Below are 17,701 nucleotides of genomic sequence, written 5' to 3' on the forward strand. Positions count from 1 at the left end.
CACAGCACCCCGTTGAATTACTAGGTGAGGACTGGATGGACTTCGGTCTTGACGCAAAAGAAGCAAAAAAGGCAAAGTAAAGCAAGGCGCGACGTTGATTGCATGATTTCTTGCCGCACGCCGTAGCTCTAGCCTCCCTTTCTTGAGAACGGGTACTGTGCCAAAGCGCTCACCTACGTCATTGAAGTGGTAATAATAAAACTGCTTTAAGGTGCTTTATGACATGATGTGGGTCTGGCTGGTTGACAGAATCAGCCAGATTGAGGTGTTCTGTCTGCCCTGTTAGAGCTTGGAACTCGGCCCGGAGCAGCGACTGAATGATCTGCTCCCCATCATGAGTACCACGATGAAGCCTGTGGAGCCCAGCGAATCGCGCAACGGTCTTTCGACCCCGATCAAAAGATAGAACGCCTGGATGCGCACGGCTTCCCCGCACGGTTTCTCGCCAGCGAAGGATGTTTCACACGCCGCGCCGGGCTCGCATGGCCTTGCCAATCTCTTGGAGTTGTTTCTCGCTCAAGAGCCGTTTAGCCATGGGAAGCAGCTCGCTTTCTTCGCGCGCGATGTGGCGCGTATGGTGATCGACGAATTCATCCACCGCGGCAAAGTCAAGCGCGCCCGCTTCACCGAGCGCCACGCACACCAGTTGCGGGCGTAACGCCTGCCAGACGGCAGCGAGTTCACGATGGTCGTGGGTCAACGCCTGGGTGATATCGCGCAAGCAGACGGGGTCTGAACCTGCCATCGATTCCAGCAGCGCGGGAAAGAGATCGAGCTCTTCATCCGCGTGATGATCACGCCCCGCGGTGTCGAAATAGCGCATCACGTTGGCGGCAGCTTGTCTGGCGTCCTGATCGGCTCCGTGCTCGTCGAGATGCCGCACCAGGCGGCGCAGCGTCGCGCATTGTTTTTCGATGCGCGCGTGGCAGGCCGAAAGCATGTCCAGCGGCGCGTCGAATCCCGCGGCAGCGGACGTCGAGGAAAGAAGATTGATTTCCATATCGAATCTCGCAAAAAACTTGGTACGCACACGCAATACACGCAGCCCGCGGTCGCAAGCCCAAATACTGTAACCAGTCTATGGCTTGAAACAGGTAAAAGCAATGCATGTTTAATCGACAGGGTTTTGCGAAATGGCCATGATGACGGCTTGTGCCACATCCAGGAGTCTTTTCATGTCAACGTCACCCGTCTATCCGCAGGCTGATCGTGAGTTGACGCAAATGCGTCAAAACCATGCCCCGAATCAGTTTGCTGCCTTTCAGCAATTCAGCCAGCAGGCCTTCGCCAAGGGCGCGCTGGACGTGCGGACCAAACAATTGATCGCGGTCGCCGTGGCGCATGTGACCCAGTGTCCCTATTGCATCCGAGGCCACACCAAGGCTGCGCTCAAGGCAGGCGCCAGCCGTGAGCAAATCATGGAGGCCGTTTGGGTTGCCGCCGAAATGCGAGCGGGCGCCGCCTATGCGCATTCGCTTTTAGCGCTGGATACGATGCGCGAGGAGGATGCCAAAGCCGATTCCGCGTAGTCGCGTCAGTGTGCTGTATCGACCGGCGAAGCCGATCGCAGACGTCGGCGGCGCGCTGGCCGCCCGATGCCCAGATGCTGAATTTCCACTTTCTGCTCAGGCAGCTCGGTTGCGCTGACCAACGCATCTCACAGTCCGCAGCTACAGGAGAAACCTGAACATGGCCTCGAACCCGGCTGAGGACATCCCCGCTCAGCATGTGTCGATGCTGGCGACAGTGCAACGCATGCGCTTGGGCTTGCTCGTCGGCAACCTGATTGAGGCGCGCGCCGCACGCGATGTGCTGCAAGGCTTGCACGCAGCCCATATCGCGCTCGAAGAAACCGCGCTGATTCCGAAGCTGCCGGCCAGCGCACGCTGGTCGGCAAAGGTCTATCTGGCCGAGCATGCCAAGCTGAGCGCGATGCTCGGCGAATGGCGCGAGATCTTGGCACGACAACCTGACCGAATCGATCCGCCCGAACAACGTCTAACGCTGCCCGACGCCTCCGCGCCTTTGCAGCATCTGCTCGAACATCACTTCGAGCGTGAAGAAAAGGGCTTGTTGATCGAAACCCGGCGCTGAGCCGCGCTCAAGCCGTGGACAGCGGCACGGCGACGAACTTGCGCAGCGCAGGATTGAGGCAGTCTGCCAAGGTGGTTTCGTTGAGTGCGGCATAGAACGCGCGGCGGGCGCGTTCGAGTTTGGGCCGCAAGGCGCAAAAGCCGGTGAGCAGGCACTGGCCGCCATCGTCGCGGAAACACTCGGTCAGCGGGGCGTCGTCTTCCAGCCACTGCAACACCTCACCGATGCGAATGGCTGTGGCGCGCCTGGCGAGCCTGACGCCACCGCCGGCGCCGCGCGTGGTCTGCACATAGCCCCCGGCGGCAAGGCGTTGCAGCACCTTGATGAGGTGATCACGCGAAATATCGAGCTTGGTCGCAAGCTCGACGCTCGACCAGGTCTCGCGCTCGCTGCCGGCCAGCACGAGCAGGGCGCGCAGGCCAAAATCGGAAAAAGAGGTCAGCCGCATGGTGGAATCCTTCAGAAGAGGTATTGCAAATACCACTCAAGAATTTTATAGTGGGATTCATTCTACCTTTTTACAGCTCCACATCATTGATTGCACAGGACCTTCCGCCATGCACACCCAAGACCTCCCAGCAAGCTCCTCCTCACCGTTCGCCGGCCTCCCCCTGGGCCAACTGGCGCGCGATCTGCCCGGTTCCACCGCCGTGTTTCGGCGCCACCGGCTGGACTTCTGTTGCGGTGGCGACATGACCCTGGAAGCGGCCGCGCAGGCGCGCCAGCTCGATCTGGCGACTATTGAGCGCGAACTCGCGGAGTTGAGCCCGCAAGCGCTGGATGACACGCCCACCGACACGCTGCACGACCCCGACGCCCTGATCGACCTCATCGTCAGCCGCTTCCACGACATACACCGGCGGGAGCTGCCGGAATTGATCACCCTGGCTGCCAAGGTCGAGCGCGTGCACAAGGATCATGCCGAGGTGCCGGCCGGTCTGGCGGCCCTGCTTCAGGAGATGCTCGACGAACTGCAGGAGCATATGCAAAAGGAAGAACAGATCCTGTTCCCGATGATGCGCCGCAATCCCGGTGCGGTTCTCACCCCGCCGATCTCACGCATGCGCGCCGAGCATGATGACCACGGCCGGATGCTGCAACGCGTGCAGGATCTCACCCACGATCTGCGGCTGCCCGCCGAGGCGTGCAACACCTGGCGCGCGCTGTATGCAGGTCTGGACAAGTTCACCGCCGATTTCATGCAGCACGTCCACACCGAAAACAACATCCTGTTCCCGCAGTTCGAAGAACAGGCGTGAAGCCGGCTGCGCTGCCCTCCTCTTTCAACCCCGACTCACTCCCAAGGAACCCGCCATGGAACCCCTCACCGTCGTCAACCAACCCCACTCCCACCGCCGCGCCGACCGCGTCTATCCCTTCGACGCCAGCGGCATCGCCAAGCGCTTTCGCCATGCCGCCATCTTCGGCGCGCTGAATGCGCTGGAGCCGGGAGAGACCATGGCGTTTTTCAACGACCATGATCCCCTGCCGCTGCTGGCACAGATCGCGCAGCATTTCGGTGACAAGGTACGCATCGAATACGTCAGCCGCTCGCCCGAGGGGGTGCAAATCGACTTTCATGTGCAAGACGTGCAAACCGGCGCCTGAGGCGCAGGATCGAACCGACGGCGGCTGAGCGGCGAAGCTGAGCGGCCCCGCCTGGCCGCGCCGGATCACCCACTCACCACAGCCCCGCCTGCAACCGGGCCGCCTCGGACATGCGCTCCAGGCTCCACGGCGGATCCCAGACGAGTTCCACGTTCACTCGCGTGATTCCTGGAATGCGACGCACCTTGTCCTCGACCTCGGCGGTGAGGATGTTTCCCATGCCGCAGCCGGGTGCGGTCAGCGTCATGTCGATATCAACCGCCCAGCCGGCACCGCTTGCGCCGACTGGCTGCACGTCCAGGCGATAGATCAGACCCAGCTCCACAATATTGACCGGAATTTCCGGGTCGTAGCAGGTGGCGAGTTGTTCCAGCACGGCATTTTCGGCTTCCTCGCGCGTCGTTGGCGCGGGAATATCTTGCCGCTGCCCGTCATTCAGCCCAAGCGCATCGGCATAGCGGCCGTCGATGCGGTACATGCGGCCCTCGGACACCACGGTGACGTGGCTGCCCAGCCGTTGGGTGATGCGCACCTCGGTGCCCTGCAGCAAGGTTCCGGCAGTGCCCAGCGGCACCAGGGTCGCGGGGACGTCGCGCTGCAGGATGATGGGGCCAGAGTCGATGAGGTCGTCCATGGTCAACCCTGCGGCGTGGACAAATCTTCGGTGCGCGCCACCTGGGCGGTTTGGGTGAGCGCGTTGCGCAGGGTATGCCAGGCGAGCATGGCGCACTTCACCCGCGCGGGAAACTGCCTCACGCCTGCGAGCACGGCGAGTTTGCCCAGACCAGCCTCAGCGCCGGTGTCGCCATCGACCAGGATACCGTGCATCTGTACGAACAAAGTCAGTGCCTCGTCCACACGCTTGCCCTTGACCGCTTCGGTCAGCAGCGAGGCCGACGCGGTGGAAATCGCGCACCCCTCGCCGGTAAAGGCCACGTCCTGGATGCAGCCCGCGTCGTCCACAAACAATTCGAGTTCAAGGCGGTCGCCGCACAGCGGGTTGTCACCCTGCGCGCAGCGGTTGGGCTGCGGCAAATGGCCGAAGTGTCTGGGCCTGCGGTAATGATCGAAGATCACCTCCTGGTAGAGGTCGCGCAGGTCGGGAGGCGCGTCGTTGGATGGGCTGTCAGGCATGGGTCGTGGACTCCGTGTTTAAGCGGCAAACATCACCTGCGCCTTGCGCACCGCGCGCACCAGTGCGTCGATGTCGTCTTCTTTGTTGTACACGCCGAGCGAGGACCGCGCCATGGCCGCGACGCCGTAGCGTTTCATCAGCGGCATCGCGCAGTGGTGGCCGGCGCGGATGGCGACTCCCTCGGCATCGGCGATGGTGCCGAGGTCGTGGGCGTGAAGACCATCGATGTTGAAGGAGATGACGCCGATCTTGTCCGGAACCGTGCCGTAGATGCGAAGCCCGGGGATGCGGGAAAGCGCGCTTTGCGCCCGCTCCAACAGCGTGCGCTCGTGCTGCGCGATGGCGTCCCAGCCGAGGCCCTGCACGAAGTCGATCGCAGCGGCCAGGCCCACCGCGCCAGTGATGTGCGGAGTGCCGGCCTCGAAACGGGTTGGCGGATCGGCGTAGGTGATGCGTTCGAAGCTGACGCTGCGGATCATGTCGCCGCCGCCCTGATACGGCGGCATCGCGTCCAGCATCTCGGCGCGGCCCCACAGCACACCGATGCCGGTGGGACCGTAGAGCTTGTGACCGGAGAAGACATAAAAGTCGCAACCCAGCGCCTGCACATCCACCGGCAGATGCGCCACGGCTTGCGCGCCATCGACCAGCACCGGCACGCCGCGCGCATGGGCAAGATGCGCCACGCTCGCCACATCGTTGACGGTGCCCAGTACGTTCGACACATGGGTGACGGCCACCATCCGCGTGCGGGGCGCGAGCAACTCCGGCAGGGCCTGCAGGTCGAGCGCGCCGTCGTCGCGGATCGGCGCCACGCGCAATTTGGCACCGGTGGCATCGCACACCATCTGCCAGGGCACGATGTCGGCATGGTGCTCCATCGCCGTCACCAGCACCTCGTCGCCAGGCTGCAGCCGCGCCCGTGCGAAGCTTTGCGCGACCAGATTGATCGCTTCGGTGGCGCCGCGCACGAACACGATCTCGCCGGCGCTGCGGGCGTGGACAAAGGCTGCGACCTTCTCCCGCGCCGCCTCGAAGGCGTCGGTGGCACGCTGCGAAAGGACATGCACGCCGCGGTGGACGTTGGCGTAATCGCGCACCTCGAAGGCACGCATCGCCTCGAGCACGGCCAGCGGTTTTTGCGTCGTCGCCGCATTGTCCAGATACACCAGCGGCTTGCCGTGCACGGTCTGGGCGAGGATGGGGAACTGCTCGCGGATCGCCGCAAGTTGCGGCGCAAGACGCGATGGCGATTCAAGCGCATTCATGCCGAAACCTCCGAGGCTTCGATCTCCAGGCCGCGCCGCGCGGCAAGCCGTGCGCGCACCAGTGCGCGCAAGGGCTCCCAGCCGATGTCGGGCAGGGCTTCCGCAACGAAGGCCTGCACCAGCATGGCGCGCGCGAGCTGCGCAGCGATGCCGCGCGACTGCAGATAAAACAGCGCCTCGGCATCGAGTTGGCCGACCGTGGCGCCGTGGCTGCAAAGCACGTCGTCCGCGTCGATCTGCAGTTGCGGACGGGTATCGGCCTCGGCGCGGGGCGAGAGCAGCAGGTTGCGGTTGATCATGCCCGCGTCGGTCTTCTGCGCGCCCCGATGCACGTTCACACGGCCGGTGAAAACGCCGTGCGCGGCGTCGTCGAACACGCCGCGCACCACGGTGCGGCTGGTGCCGCGCGGGTGGCGGTGCTCGATGCACATGTGCACGTCGCCATGCTGCTCGCCTGCGAGCACGCTGGCCCCGCGCAGATCGGTATGGCAGCCCGGCGCCTCGTGCGCGATGTGAAATTCCTGGCGCGACAGCCTCGACCCCAGCACCAGGATTTGCGCATCGAGCGCGCTGTCCTCGCCTTGAGTTGCATGTAGTTGCGACACATGCACCGCGGCGTCGGCTTCGTCTTGCAGGCGTACATGCTGCAGCTTCGCCCCGCGCGCCAGTTCGGCGCGAGTCACACAGCTTGCCAGATAGGGGCCGACCTGCGCGACGCCGAGGTGCTGCTCGATCACGCGCGCCGAAGAACCCTGCCCCAGGCGCAGGGCGTGGAGCACATGGTTTGCGCCCGCGAGCGTTTGCACCATGACGACGACGATGGGCGCATCGAGGCAAACGCCCGCGCCCAGTTCGAGCGCCATGCCGTCGCGGGCGAACAGGCGGTTGATCGCGTCGAAGGCGCCGCCGGACGCGGCGGCATCCAGCACCGTTCCCGCCTCCGTGTCGCTGGACGACTGGCGCGCCCCCCAGGGCGCAAGGCGCACCCCAGGCGGCAGGTCGCTCAAATGGGAAAGTTCGGCGTCAAAAGCGCCGTCGACGAACACCAGACGCGGGCCGCTCTCAAGAAAACGCCGGGCCGCCCCAAGTTTTCTTGACCCCCTCGGGGGGCGGGTCGGCGAGCCGACCCTGGGGGCGCTCACGAGCAGAGCGCCCGCAGCGCGCAGCGCCTCTTGGTTCAATCGTGCGCTGGGCGCGGTGGCGGCGAGATCCATTGCGTCCAGCGCACGCAGGCCGGTGTATTTCCAGTCTTCGGTGTGGCGCGTGGGCAAGCCGCTGCGCAGCAAGTCCTCCAGAGCCTGACGGCGCGCCTGCACCACCCGTTCGGGCTCGCCCGCAGCATCGACGCCGATCGCGTCGAACGCCCGGACGAATGTTTCGAGCGCTCCCATGCTCAGACCTCCTGCGCACTCGCCAGGGCCGCGCCCTGCTGCAGCCAGGCATAGCCCTCGCGCTCAATGCGCCGCGCCAATTCGGTCCCGCCCGAGGCGGCGATGCGGCCTTGCCACAGCACATGCACGCGGTCGGGGATAATGACTTCCATCAGACGTTCGTAGTGGGTGATCAGCACGAAAGCCCGCTCGGGTGAGCGCATGGCGTTGACTGCCTGCGCCACGACCTTGAGCGCGTCCACGTCCAGCCCCGAGTCGGTTTCGTCGAGGATGGCCAGGCGCGGCTGCAGCAGGGCCATTTGCAGCATGTCGTTGCGCTTTTTCTCGCCGCCGGAAAAACCTTCGTTGACCCCGCGCTGCAGGAACTTCTCGTCCATGCCGAGTTCACGCATCAGCGCTTTGACCTGTTGCAGGAATTCCATCGCATCCAGCTCGGGCAGACCGCGGTGTTTGCGCTGCGCGTTGAGCGCGGCCTTGAGCAGGTAGACGTTGGACAGGCCGGGAATCTCCACTGGGTACTGAAACGCGAGGAACAGCCCGGCGAGCGCGCGCTCCTGCGGCGGCAGCGCCGGCAGGTCCTGGCCGTCGAAGCGCACCGTGCCGCCGGTCACGCGGTAGAGCTCGCGCCCGGCGAGCACCTGCGCCAGCGTGGTCTTGCCCGAGCCGTTGGGCCCCATGATGGCGACCACCTCGCCGGGGGCGATGTCGAGATCGATGCCATTGAGCACCCTTTTGCCGTCGATTTCGGCCTGCAGGCCACGGATTTGCAACAGCGGCTGCGTCGCTTGCGGTTGAAGCTTGGCTGGCATTTGCATGTTTGTTTCCTCTTTGGCGTTTCAGCCCACGCTGCCTTCGAGGCTCACGCCCAGCAGCTTCTGAGCCTCGACGGCGAATTCCATCGGCAGTTGTTTGACCACTTCCCGGGCGAAGCCGCCGACGATCAGCGCCACCGCGTCCTCCGCGGAAATACCGCGCTGCATACAGTAAAAAAGCTGGTCTTCGCCGACACGCGAGGTCGTCGCCTCGTGCTCGACCTGCGCGCTGGGGTTGCGCACCTCGATGTACGGAAAGGTGTGCGCGCCGCAGCGGTCGCCGATCAACAGCGAGTCGCACTGCGTGTAGTTGCGCGCCCCTTCGGCCTTGGGCAGCACCTTGACCAGGCCGCGGTAGGTGTTGCTGCCCCGTCCTGCGGAAATGCCCTTGGAGACGATGGTGCTTCGGGTGTTGCGGCCGATGTGGATCATCTTGGTGCCGGTGTCGGCCTGCTGGAAATGGTTGGTCAGCGCCACCGAATAGAACTCGCCGACCGAATCGTCGCCGCGCAGCAGCACGCTCGGATACTTCCAGGTGATGGCCGAGCCGGTTTCCACCTGCGTCCAGGAAATGCGCGAGCGCGCGCCGCGGCATTCGCCGCGCTTGGTGACGAAGTTGTAGATGCCGCCCTTGCCGTCCTTGTCGCCGGGGTACCAGTTCTGCACCGTCGAGTACTTCACCCGCGCGTCGTCGAGGGCGATGATTTCCACCACGGCGGCATGAAGCTGGTTTTCATCCCGTCGTGGCGCGGTACAGCCTTCCAGGTACGAGACCTGCGCGCCCTCGTCGGCGATGATCAGCGTGCGCTCGAACTGGCCGCTGTCCTTGGCGTTGATACGGAAGTAGGTTGACAGCTCCATCGGGCAGCGCACCCCCTTGGGGATGTAGACGAAGCTGCCGTCGGTGAACACCGCGGCGTTGAGCGCGGCGAAGAAGTTGTCTCCCGGCGGCACCACCGTCCCGAGGTATTGCTGCACCAGTTCGGGGTGGTTTTGCACCGCATCGGAGAATGAACAAAAAATGATGCCGTGCTGCGCCAGCTTGTCTTTGAAAGTGGTGGCCACCGACACCGAATCGAACACCGCATCCACTGCCACCCCAGCCAGCGCGGCGCGTTCGTGCAGCGGGATGCCGAGTTTTTCATAGACGCGCAGCAACTCAGGGTCGACCTCGTCGAGGCTTTTTGGCGCCTTGTCGCGCTTGGGGGCAGCGTAATAATGAATCGCCTGATAGTCGATGGGCGGATGGTGGATCTTGGCCCAGGTCGGCTCGGCCAGGGTCAGCCAGTGACGATACGCCTTCAGCCGCCATTGCAGCAGGAACTCCGGCTCATTTTTTTTGACGGAAATGAGCCGGATGATGTCTTCGTTCAGGCCTTTCGGGGCGAGGTCGGACTCGATCGGCGAAACGAAGCCCGCGGCGTAATCGCGTTCGAGAAATTCGACCAGTGAGGGATTGCTCTGGCTCATGCGGTCTCTCCTTGGCAGGGCTTGCGCAGCGTTCAGACAGCTTGCGCCGACGTGCGGGCGATGCCGGCGTGTCTCACCCCCGAAGCCAGAACCATCTGGCAGACATGCTCCAGGCGCTCCACATGCTCGAAGGCATCCCAGGGCGAGTGGCCGATGGCCACCACGCCATGCCGATCCAGGCCGACGATGTGCGGCATGGGCCCGAACTGCGGCTCGAAGGCTGCGACGCACGCCGCAGCAAGCTCTTCGCTGGTGGCGGGCAGCGCACCCACGTTCTTGCCCACCCGGCTGTAGCGCGTCACTTCCGGAAACGTCTCGCACAACTCGCGCAGATCATGACCGGCGTACATCGCCGCAACGATGTGCGTGGGGTGCAGGTGCAGCACCGTGTCATAACCGGCATGGAGCCTAGCCTGCAGCAAGCGATGCAGGGCGTATTCACCCGATGCCCCCTGGGGAACAGGCCCATTGGCGAGCTGCTCGGCGCTGACGCGCAGCATCTGCTCGGGCCGCAAGCGCGCCTTCACCACGCCGCTTTGCGAAATCCATAGGCCATCACCGTCTTCGGCACGCATCGAGATATTGCCGTCCCGATGCGTGATCCAGCCCCGCGCATAGGCGGCGTGCATGACTTCGCAGGCTTGGTCAAGGCGGGCATCGCGGCCTGCGGCGATTTGGATAGGATCGGAATGGAGAATGGTCATGGCGGTCTTGAGATGAAGTGGGTCAATCCGGATCGGCAGCGAATGCGTGCCGCCTCACGGCGAGCCGTCTCACGGCCCGATTTATTGTGGTTTTAAATTTACCACTTATGCCGTACGCTGACCAGGCTGGTCCGTTATCCCTGCTGCAAATGATGGAATGCGGAAAACGTGTGCGCCGCAGACCGACGCAAGATCGGCGCGTGCTGCGCATACTTCCTCGTGATCTCGCCTGCCAAGCGGGGGCGAAGCGCAGGCGTGGGGGTGCGTTTCCTCGGCCTCAGGCGGGAGCCGGGAGAGTCGGGTCAGTGGGTGAATCGTTCTGCATCGCGAGTTCGGCCCGCAGGCTGTCGCGGTCGCGGCCGATGCTGACTACGGCCTGCACGCGGCCGCCCAGCAGGTAGCGGGCCAGATAGCCGCTCGCGGGGACGCCCTCTTCCTCGATGGCGTCCCATTGCGCGGCGTGGCCCACGTAAGAAAGGGTCACGTCGCCGTGCTGGCTCCAGAAAAAGGGAACGGCGCTGAAGACTTCGGCAAACCCGAGCATATTGCGCGCGGCGGTCTTGCCTTGCGCCTGCGCCACCGTCCAATGTTCGATGCGCAGACGCGCAGCGCTGCGCGCATCGGGCCAGTTCGCCACATCGCCCGCCGCCCAGATGCCTGCGGCAGCGGCGAGACCGTGATCGACGACGATGCCATTTTCCACGCGCAATCCAGTCTGCGCGGCGAGCGCGGTATCCGGTCGCACCCCCACGCCCATGATGACCAGATCGGCGGGCAGGATCTGGCCGTTGTCGAGGGTCACCCCATGCGCGTCGATCGACGCGGGCCTGCGCCCGAGGTGGAACACGCTGCCCAGCGCTTCATGCAAGCTGCGGACAAACCCAGCCAAGCGCAGACCGAACACCCGCTCCAGCGGATGCGCCTCGGGCGCAACGACGTGGACTTCAATGCCGTGCGCCCGCAACGAAGCGGCGGCCTCCAGCCCGATGAAGCTCGCCCCGATCACCACGGCGCGGCGCGCGCCTCGCGCCAGCGCGGCCAGGATCGCCTCGGCATCGGCGCGGGTGCGCAGGGTGTGGACCTGAGGCAGGTCGGCGCCGGGAATGGGCAAGCGGATCGGCTGCGCCCCAGTGGCCAGCAGCAGCGCGTCGTAAGTCAAATCCTGGCCGTTATCACACCGCACGCGGTGCGCGTGGCGATCCAGCGACAGCGCTCGGGCGTTGACCAGGGTGATGTCGCGTTCGCGCCAGTAGTCTGCGCCGCGCAGCGGCAGCCAGTCTGCGGGCGCCTTGCCCGCCAGGTAGTCCTTGGACAGATTGGGGCGGTCGATCGGCGTGTCGGCTTCGCCGGCGAGCAAGGTGATGGGCCCGTCATAGCCGCAAGTGCGCAACTCGGTGGCGGCCGCTTCGCCAGCGGCTCCGGCGCCGACAATCAGCACCGCCTGCGGCTGACGTGGAGGGTTGCCCACAGCCGGCGCTGGCCGCACATCGCCCACCCGCACCAGGCCGTCTTGGACGTTCACCTGCCAGCAACGCAGCGGATTCAGCCCCGGCGGATTGAGGACCGCGCCGCTGCGCAGCGAAAAGCACGCGTGATGCCAGGGGCAGCGAATGGTGTCGCCAGCCACCAGCCCCTCGGCCAGCGGGCCAGCATAATGGGTACAGGTGGCGGAAACTGCGTGGATCTCGGCTCCATGGCGCACCAGCAGCACCGCTTCGTCATCGACATGGCCGAGCAACGGCTGGTCTTCGCGCAGCGCGTCCAGCGCCACGCCGCGGCGCAGATTCGGACCACTTTTCTCAAATGATTCGCTCATGGCATCACCTCCGGGTTGCGAGAGTCAGAACTGACGAGCGGCTCCTCGAACGGCGGCGCGACAGATGTCACATCCCCTGCGCGGATTTGGCCTTGCGCCTCTAGACGCCGCAGCAGCAGGTGGAAATACACCAGCCCGGCGTCGGGCTGCCAGCGGGAGACCAGCGCCTCGGTCGAAGCAGCATCGAGCCGTGCTGGAAGATCGAGCCAGGCAGCCAGATGCTTGTGCGCGCCGACATCGTCGACGGGAAATACGCCGAGCCGACCCATGCCGCGCAGCGCCACGTATTGCGAACTCCAGCGCTTGATGCCGCGCAGGGTGCAAAGCCGACGCAGCAGCTCGCCGTCGTCGGCCTGATCGAGCTGCGCTTCGGGTAGCGCGCCAGCGTCCAGCCGCGCCGCGACGTCGAGCAAATACTGCGCCTTCTGACGGCTCCACCCCAGGGCATGCAGCGCAGCGGGGTCGATTGCGCGCAGCGCCGCAGGCTGCGGGAAAGCGTGCAAAGTGGGCACCTCGGCAGGCGCGGCGCCGAAGGCTTGGGCCAGTCGTCCGAGCAGCGCGATGCCGGAGGCGAGGCTCACCTGCTGGCAGGCGATGGCGGTGGCCAGCGCCTCGAACAAGCTGGGAAAGCGCGGAGGTTTGAGCCCACGGTAACGCTGAACCAGGGGAGCCAGCAGCGCATCTTGCGCAGCGCGGGCGTAAAAGCCGCTCAAATCGACATCCAGCCCCAGGATGCGCACGAGCTGCGCGGCCGCCGCCGCGCGTACCCCTGGCCGGTCGCTGCCCCCGCCTTGCAGCCGCACCGCGAGCCGCGGCGCGTCGTCCTTGCCTTCCTCGCGGACTTCGACCAGCAGCACGGAATCACCGATCACCAGGCTGCGACGGTAGGTCTGCCCATCCCATAAGTCGATGCGGTTGCCGGATTGGCGGCGCAGCGCCCAGACGGTCAAATCCAGGCGAAACGGTCCGCGCGGATCAAGCCGAATGGGGATGTCGTTCAAGAAAGGCTCGCAAGACCACGGCATTGTTGTGCACCTCGTCCTTGGCCGCATACAGCAGGGTGGCCTGCGGATGCGCGTCAAGCTCGGCACGCAGTCCAGCCACGGTTTCCGGCATGGCGTCCAGTTCGGTAAAGTAACGGCGCTGGAACTCGTCCCACTTGGACGGATCGTGGCTGAACCACTGACGAAGCGGGCCGCTTGGCGCCAGTTCGCGCTGCCAGTGATCCACCGCGGCACGCTCCTTGGTGAGGCCGCGCGGCCACAGCCCATCGACCAGAACCCGAAATCCATCCTCGGGAGCAGGATCGGCATAGACGCGCTTGATTCGAATGGATTGGACGGGCATGACGTTCACCTTCTGAGCGTCCCAGGGTCGAGCTGCGCCCAGCCCGCCTACCGTGGGGGGTGAGTCCCGCGGCTCCAAGCTGCCCAGCGGCAGCTTGGACGCTGCTGAATCCGAGCAGCTTGCAAGCTGCGAGGTGGTCGAGGCAACTTGGGGTGGCCCTGCGTTTCCTTTAATGTCAGATTAGCATGGACGAATGGCCCTGACGCGGGCGGGAGTAACGCGGCACTGCATGGCAAGAAACTGTGCAGCTTTGTGTGCAAAAGCGATCCAGAACAGGACCGTGCAAGGTGGTCATGGTCAGAGGTTGATGACGACATCGACCTTGAACCCCTTGGGAGGGCGAACCATGACCAGAGTTGCGCGTCCCGCGCGACCGCAAGGGCGCGTACATTCTCTTCGGCACTGTTCGAGCGCGACCCGCGCAGCGAGAAGGTCTTGGTTTCGGCGCCTGATCCTGGATGCCCGCTACGAGAAGGTGCGGGAGGATGGCGTGGTCCAGTCCCAGGCCATCCTGGTGGCCATCGGCATCAACAGCGAGGGCAAGCGGCATGTCTGGTACCGGATGATTGGCTGCTGCCTAATCGACGCGGCCTGCTGATAGGCCGCGAGGTGCTGCGGGCCGTGATGGCAGGATCATCCGTCCGGACGGGGGACGCATGCTGGATGCCCATGCACAAGAACGCCACCACCACGCCGGCCGTGCGCGCGGCCATCCAACAGTCCTCGGCCAGTGTGGACGCGCTGGCTGGCCTGTACGGCGTGAGCCGCCAGACGATCCGGCGCTGGCGTAAGCGCCACAGTGTGCTCGATGCCAGCCACACCCCGCACCGGTTGCAAACCACGCTCAATGCCGCCCAGGAGGAGCTGGTGATCGACCTGCGCACGCAACTGCGGCTGTCGCTGGACGATCTGCTGGCGGTGGTGCGCGCGTTCATCGAACCTGGCATGAGCCGCTCGGCGCTGGATTGCCTGCTGCGCCGACGAGGCCATTCGCGCCTGCCGGCCCCGCAGGTTCCTTCGCGCTTGCCCAAGCCATTCAAGGCCGACGAGCCGGGCGATGTGCACTTGGACGTGAAGTCCCTGCCGCAGATGGCCGATGAGACGGCCCGGCGCGATGTGTGCGTGGCCATCGACCAGGCCACACGCTGGGTGTTCATCCGCCATCAAGAGCCACAAGACGGCGGCAGCGGCCAAAGCCTTCCGCAACGCGCTGCACAAGGCCGCGCTGTTCCAGATCCACTCCCTGCTTGCCGACAACGGTCGTGCGTTCACTCACGGCCATTTCGCCTCCAAAGCCAAGGACGCCTCGGGGCAGCATGCGCTCGATGCCCTGTGTGAAGCCCTGGGTATCGCGCATCCCATGCCGAAATCGCCACAGACCAACGGCATGGTGGAGCGATTCAACGGGCGGCTCGAGCAGGTGCTGCGCTCGCACCACTGCAACAGCGCTCAGGACTTGACCACCACGCGACACCGCGACGTGTGGCTGTACAACGCGCACCTGCCCCAGAAGGCTGTGCAGCACCTCACGCCCCTCCAGACCATGAAACGATGGCGCCGCCCCCATCCGCATCCGTTCTCAAAACAGGTGAAGGATCAGCCGGGACACGACACATCCGCAGCGAGCGCCAGTTGGTCCAGGCCATCGACGACAACCTGCTGCACCGCTGGTTCGCGGGCCTGAACATCGAGGACAAGGTCTGGGACCACTCCACCTTCAGTGCCAACCGCAAGCGCCTGTTCAACGAAGAGCTCGCGCCCGCCTTCTTCGAGCGCGTCAAGCTCAGCGCCCAGCGAAGCCGACTTGCCAGCAACGAACACTTCAGCGTGGACGGCACGCTGATCGAGGCCTGGGCCTCGCACAAGAGCGTTAAGCGCCGGGACGATGACAGCAGCACACCGCCCGGGCGCAACCCCGAGGTGAACGTCAAAGGGCAGCAGCGCTGCAACGGCACCCACGCCAGCACCACGCACGCCGATGCCCGCCTGTGCAAGAAGAGCCCGGGCGACAAGTCCCGCCTGTGCCACATGGGCCACATCCTCATGGAGAACCGCAACGGGCTGATCGTGGATGTCGAGGTCACCCACGCCAGCGGTACCGCTGAGCGCGAGGCGGCGCTGGCGATGTTGAAGCGTCGGAGCAACAAAACCAAGCGAGCCACGGCCGGGGCCGACAAGGGCTACAAGACCAGTCAGAAGGTGCGCAAGCGCATCGAGGAGGCACTTGGCTGGATCAAGACCGTGGCGGGCCTGCGCAAGACGAAGCTGGTGGGTCAGGCCCGCCTGGCTGGACAACTGCTTCTGACCACCGACACCTACAACATCATCCGCATGGGTACCCTTGGCAGGTGGTGGCGAGGCGCCCATGTTTAGGACAGGTGCGCCCAGAATGCGCCAAAAAGCCTTGGAAACCCCTCTTCAAGGGGGCAAGAGACCCGCATCAGCGGGTCTTCCCCCACTGATCGGCCGGTGGCACAACATGCGGCTGGACAATCTCAGATATTTTTCAACGGCCTGCTCGTATGGTCGCCAGTGTCAACTGCTGCATGAAGATGCTTTACAAGAACTCAGATCGATCGGGTGATGCGCAGTGGCAAGGCGCGGCGATGAATCATGAATCAAGCTCGTATCCGTGGGTTGGGTACCACCGTTCATCGATTCGTCGCGGAGGCTGCCTCGCTCTAATTGCGCGGATCACTCGTCATGTCGAATGCCGGAATAACAGGCTCGAGGGTTCCTCCTATCGGGGGCCACGGCGCATCGCCGGATCGATCCGAGATTGGTGTTCATGAACGTTCATGGCGCGGTGGGCGTGCGCATGGTGGGGCTCGCATTGCAAGCGACAGCCCAGACGAAGCCTGCAAGTTCCCTCGCCACCGCCACGCACACTTTGTTGAGCGTGACGCCGCGCGCCTGCAGCTTGGCATAGCGCTCGGTCAGGCGCAGCTGGGCCTTCCAGGCGATTGCTCGTGTCGACTCGGGCAGATCCTCCTGGCGCCGCTGCGCCTGGTAGCCCACGCGTGGCTTGAAGCGGTAGCACCACGCCGCCTCGGTCAGCAATCGTCTGGCGTGCGCATTGCCGCTCTTGGTGATCGGGCCGCGGTTCACGCGCTCCCCGCTGGAGCGCTCAGATGGGACCAGGCCGAGATATCCCATGAGCTTGCGTGGATGGTCGAAGCGCGCGATATCACCGATCTCGGACACCAAGCCGATCGCGCTGACCGCGTCGACGCCGCGCAGGGCGCACAGCGCCCTGACCACGCTCTCGAACCGCCAGCCTTGGATCGCCTGCAGCAAGGACAAGCTCAGCCGCTCCACCCGGGCGTCGCACGCCTGCACCGCCAGACAGTATTCGGTGAATGCGATCTGGCTGCCCGGGGCCTCGAAGCTCAGGGTTGCCAGCCAGCGGCCGAAGGTCTTGGTCCACGCCGTCTTGCCCGGGTAGCGAATGTCGTGGCGCAGCAGGAATCCACGCAGTTGATGCCGCGCACGGGTGCGCGCGTTCACCGCGTCTTCGCGTGCCCTGGACAACTCGCGAATCGCCTCGTCGGCGGGATCGGGAATCCAGATCGCCTTGAGCTCCCCGGCGCGCGACAGCTCGGCCAGGCGCAGGCAGTCGCGCCGGTCCGTCTTGACACGGTCTCCCGCTCGGCGCGGAATCAGCGACGGCGCGATGATCTCGCATACGTAGCCAAGGGCTTGCAGCTTGCGCTGCAGTCCATAGCCCGTCGGCCCTGCCTCGTAGACGATGTGCACCGAGCCGGGGTCGCCCAGCGGCGCCAACTTCTTGATCAAACGGTTTACGTCGTGCGCGATCTCGCCCACCAGTCGCGCGGGCTGGCGGCCCGCCGCGGCTTGCGCGATCGCGATCGATTCCTTGTGGACGTCCAGTCCCACGTAAACCTTGCTAATCTGGTCCATGGTCGGTCTCCTCAACAGGTGATGTGACTTGTTCACAGCATGTAGCTCGGCACGCTTGCGTGCAACCTACGAATCGGCAGGAGATCGACCCCCGCCGACTTGCCTATTGGCGACCATGATGACTAATCACGCGGC

The 17,701-nt window shown here is 64.8% G+C and carries 17 protein-coding genes and 3 pseudogenes; 7 read left to right on the top strand and 13 right to left on the bottom strand.

The genetic code is table 11. The features are described 5' to 3' along the window. Positions 1 to 460: 460 nt before the first annotated feature. Positions 461 to 1,000 carry a hemerythrin domain-containing protein gene (locus ABT24_RS08795; protein ID WP_276732512.1) on the bottom strand — a complete coding sequence of 180 codons (540 nt, stop codon included), beginning with the start codon at positions 998 to 1,000 and terminating at the stop codon, positions 461 to 463. Between the two features lie 175 nt (positions 1,001 to 1,175). Here ABT24_RS08795 and ABT24_RS08800 point away from each other — a divergent pair, with 175 nt between their 5' ends. Further along, positions 1,176 to 1,529 (top strand): carboxymuconolactone decarboxylase family protein, encoded by a 354-nt coding sequence (locus ABT24_RS08800; RefSeq protein ID WP_013123976.1) that lies wholly within the window; start codon positions 1,176 to 1,178, stop codon positions 1,527 to 1,529. 160 nt (positions 1,530 to 1,689) lie between these two features. Continuing rightward, positions 1,690 to 2,094, top strand: coding sequence for a hemerythrin domain-containing protein (locus ABT24_RS08805; protein WP_276732517.1), 405 nt, complete (start codon positions 1,690 to 1,692; stop codon positions 2,092 to 2,094). A gap of 7 nt (positions 2,095 to 2,101) precedes the next feature. On the opposite strand, the gene ABT24_RS08810 is transcribed toward ABT24_RS08805, so the two are convergent. After that, entirely contained in the window at positions 2,102 to 2,542 is a 441-nt protein-coding gene (locus ABT24_RS08810) for an RrF2 family transcriptional regulator (protein WP_013106745.1), read from the bottom strand. Positions 2,543 to 2,651: 109 nt separating this feature from the next. Between ABT24_RS08810 and ytfE the strand changes: the two genes are divergently transcribed. Further along, a complete protein-coding gene (gene ytfE, locus ABT24_RS08815) occupies positions 2,652 to 3,353 on the top strand; it encodes an iron-sulfur cluster repair protein YtfE (protein WP_276732520.1) in 702 nt (233 codons plus the stop codon). 55 nt (positions 3,354 to 3,408) lie between these two features. Beyond that, positions 3,409 to 3,702 carry a DUF2249 domain-containing protein gene (locus ABT24_RS08820; RefSeq protein WP_013123980.1) on the top strand — a complete coding sequence of 98 codons (294 nt, stop codon included), beginning with the start codon at positions 3,409 to 3,411 and terminating at the stop codon, positions 3,700 to 3,702. Between the two features lie 73 nt (positions 3,703 to 3,775). Here the strand turns inward: ABT24_RS08820 and sufT are convergent, their stop codons facing one another. The 10 genes from sufT to ABT24_RS08870 form a co-directional block, all read right to left on the bottom strand. Next, complete coding sequence (sufT, locus tag ABT24_RS08825) at positions 3,776 to 4,336, bottom strand: putative Fe-S cluster assembly protein SufT (RefSeq protein WP_276732525.1); 561 nt, start codon at positions 4,334 to 4,336, stop codon at positions 3,776 to 3,778. Positions 4,337 to 4,338: 2 nt separating this feature from the next. After that, the gene (gene sufU / locus ABT24_RS08830; RefSeq protein WP_013123982.1) at positions 4,339 to 4,836 is read right to left on the bottom strand and encodes a Fe-S cluster assembly sulfur transfer protein SufU; all 498 of its coding nucleotides are present in this window, start codon (positions 4,834 to 4,836) and stop codon (positions 4,339 to 4,341) included. An 18-nt stretch (positions 4,837 to 4,854) separates the two neighbouring features. After that, positions 4,855 to 6,105 carry a cysteine desulfurase gene (locus tag ABT24_RS08835; RefSeq protein ID WP_286737692.1) on the bottom strand — a complete coding sequence of 417 codons (1,251 nt, stop codon included), beginning with the start codon at positions 6,103 to 6,105 and terminating at the stop codon, positions 4,855 to 4,857. Beyond that, a complete protein-coding gene (gene sufD, locus ABT24_RS08840; RefSeq protein ID WP_276732531.1) occupies positions 6,102 to 7,496 on the bottom strand; it encodes a Fe-S cluster assembly protein SufD in 1,395 nt (464 codons plus the stop codon). The genes ABT24_RS08835 and sufD overlap by 4 nt, the downstream gene beginning before the upstream one ends. 2 nt (positions 7,497 to 7,498) lie before the next feature. Continuing rightward, complete coding sequence (sufC, locus tag ABT24_RS08845; protein ID WP_276732548.1) at positions 7,499 to 8,269, bottom strand: Fe-S cluster assembly ATPase SufC; 771 nt, start codon at positions 8,267 to 8,269, stop codon at positions 7,499 to 7,501. Between the two features lie 63 nt (positions 8,270 to 8,332). Beyond that, positions 8,333 to 9,778 carry a Fe-S cluster assembly protein SufB gene (gene sufB / locus ABT24_RS08850; protein ID WP_276732534.1) on the bottom strand — a complete coding sequence of 482 codons (1,446 nt, stop codon included), beginning with the start codon at positions 9,776 to 9,778 and terminating at the stop codon, positions 8,333 to 8,335. Positions 9,779 to 9,810: 32 nt separating this feature from the next. After that, the gene (locus ABT24_RS08855) at positions 9,811 to 10,482 is read right to left on the bottom strand and encodes a class II aldolase/adducin family protein (protein ID WP_276732537.1); all 672 of its coding nucleotides are present in this window, start codon (positions 10,480 to 10,482) and stop codon (positions 9,811 to 9,813) included. A 277-nt stretch (positions 10,483 to 10,759) separates the two neighbouring features. Further along, the gene (locus tag ABT24_RS08860; RefSeq protein ID WP_276732540.1) at positions 10,760 to 12,298 is read right to left on the bottom strand and encodes an FAD-dependent oxidoreductase; all 1,539 of its coding nucleotides are present in this window, start codon (positions 12,296 to 12,298) and stop codon (positions 10,760 to 10,762) included. After that, a complete protein-coding gene (locus ABT24_RS08865) occupies positions 12,295 to 13,299 on the bottom strand; it encodes a DNA-3-methyladenine glycosylase family protein (protein ID WP_276732542.1) in 1,005 nt (334 codons plus the stop codon). The genes ABT24_RS08860 and ABT24_RS08865 overlap by 4 nt, the downstream gene beginning before the upstream one ends. Continuing rightward, positions 13,274 to 13,645, bottom strand: a complete 372-nt coding sequence (locus ABT24_RS08870; protein WP_276732545.1) for a DUF488 domain-containing protein — start codon at positions 13,643 to 13,645, stop codon at positions 13,274 to 13,276. Before ABT24_RS08870 ends, ABT24_RS08865 begins: the two co-directional genes overlap by 26 nt. Positions 13,646 to 14,084: 439 nt before the next feature. On the opposite strand from ABT24_RS08870, the pseudogene ABT24_RS08875 reads away from it, so the two are divergent. The 3 pseudogenes from ABT24_RS08875 to ABT24_RS08885 all read left to right on the top strand — a co-directional run. After that, positions 14,085 to 14,198: pseudogene (locus ABT24_RS08875) on the top strand (transposase); the annotation flags it as partial. Between the two features lie 110 nt (positions 14,199 to 14,308). After that, a pseudogene (locus tag ABT24_RS08880) lies at positions 14,309 to 15,329 on the top strand (transposase family protein). Next, positions 15,260 to 16,018: pseudogene (locus ABT24_RS08885) on the top strand (IS5 family transposase); the annotation flags it as partial. The pseudogenes ABT24_RS08880 and ABT24_RS08885, both read left to right, overlap by 70 nt. Positions 16,019 to 16,441: 423 nt before the next feature. Here the strand turns inward: ABT24_RS08885 and ABT24_RS08890 are convergent. Then, on the bottom strand, positions 16,442 to 17,566 hold the full coding sequence (locus ABT24_RS08890; protein WP_276710603.1) for an IS110 family RNA-guided transposase: 1,125 nt from the start codon (positions 17,564 to 17,566) through the stop codon (positions 16,442 to 16,444). Positions 17,567 to 17,701 lie beyond the last annotated feature (135 nt).

This window comes from Thiomonas sp. SCN 64-16 (assembly GCF_001725585.1).
GTDB classification, from domain to species: domain Bacteria; phylum Pseudomonadota; class Gammaproteobacteria; order Burkholderiales; family Burkholderiaceae_C; genus Thiomonas; species Thiomonas arsenitoxydans.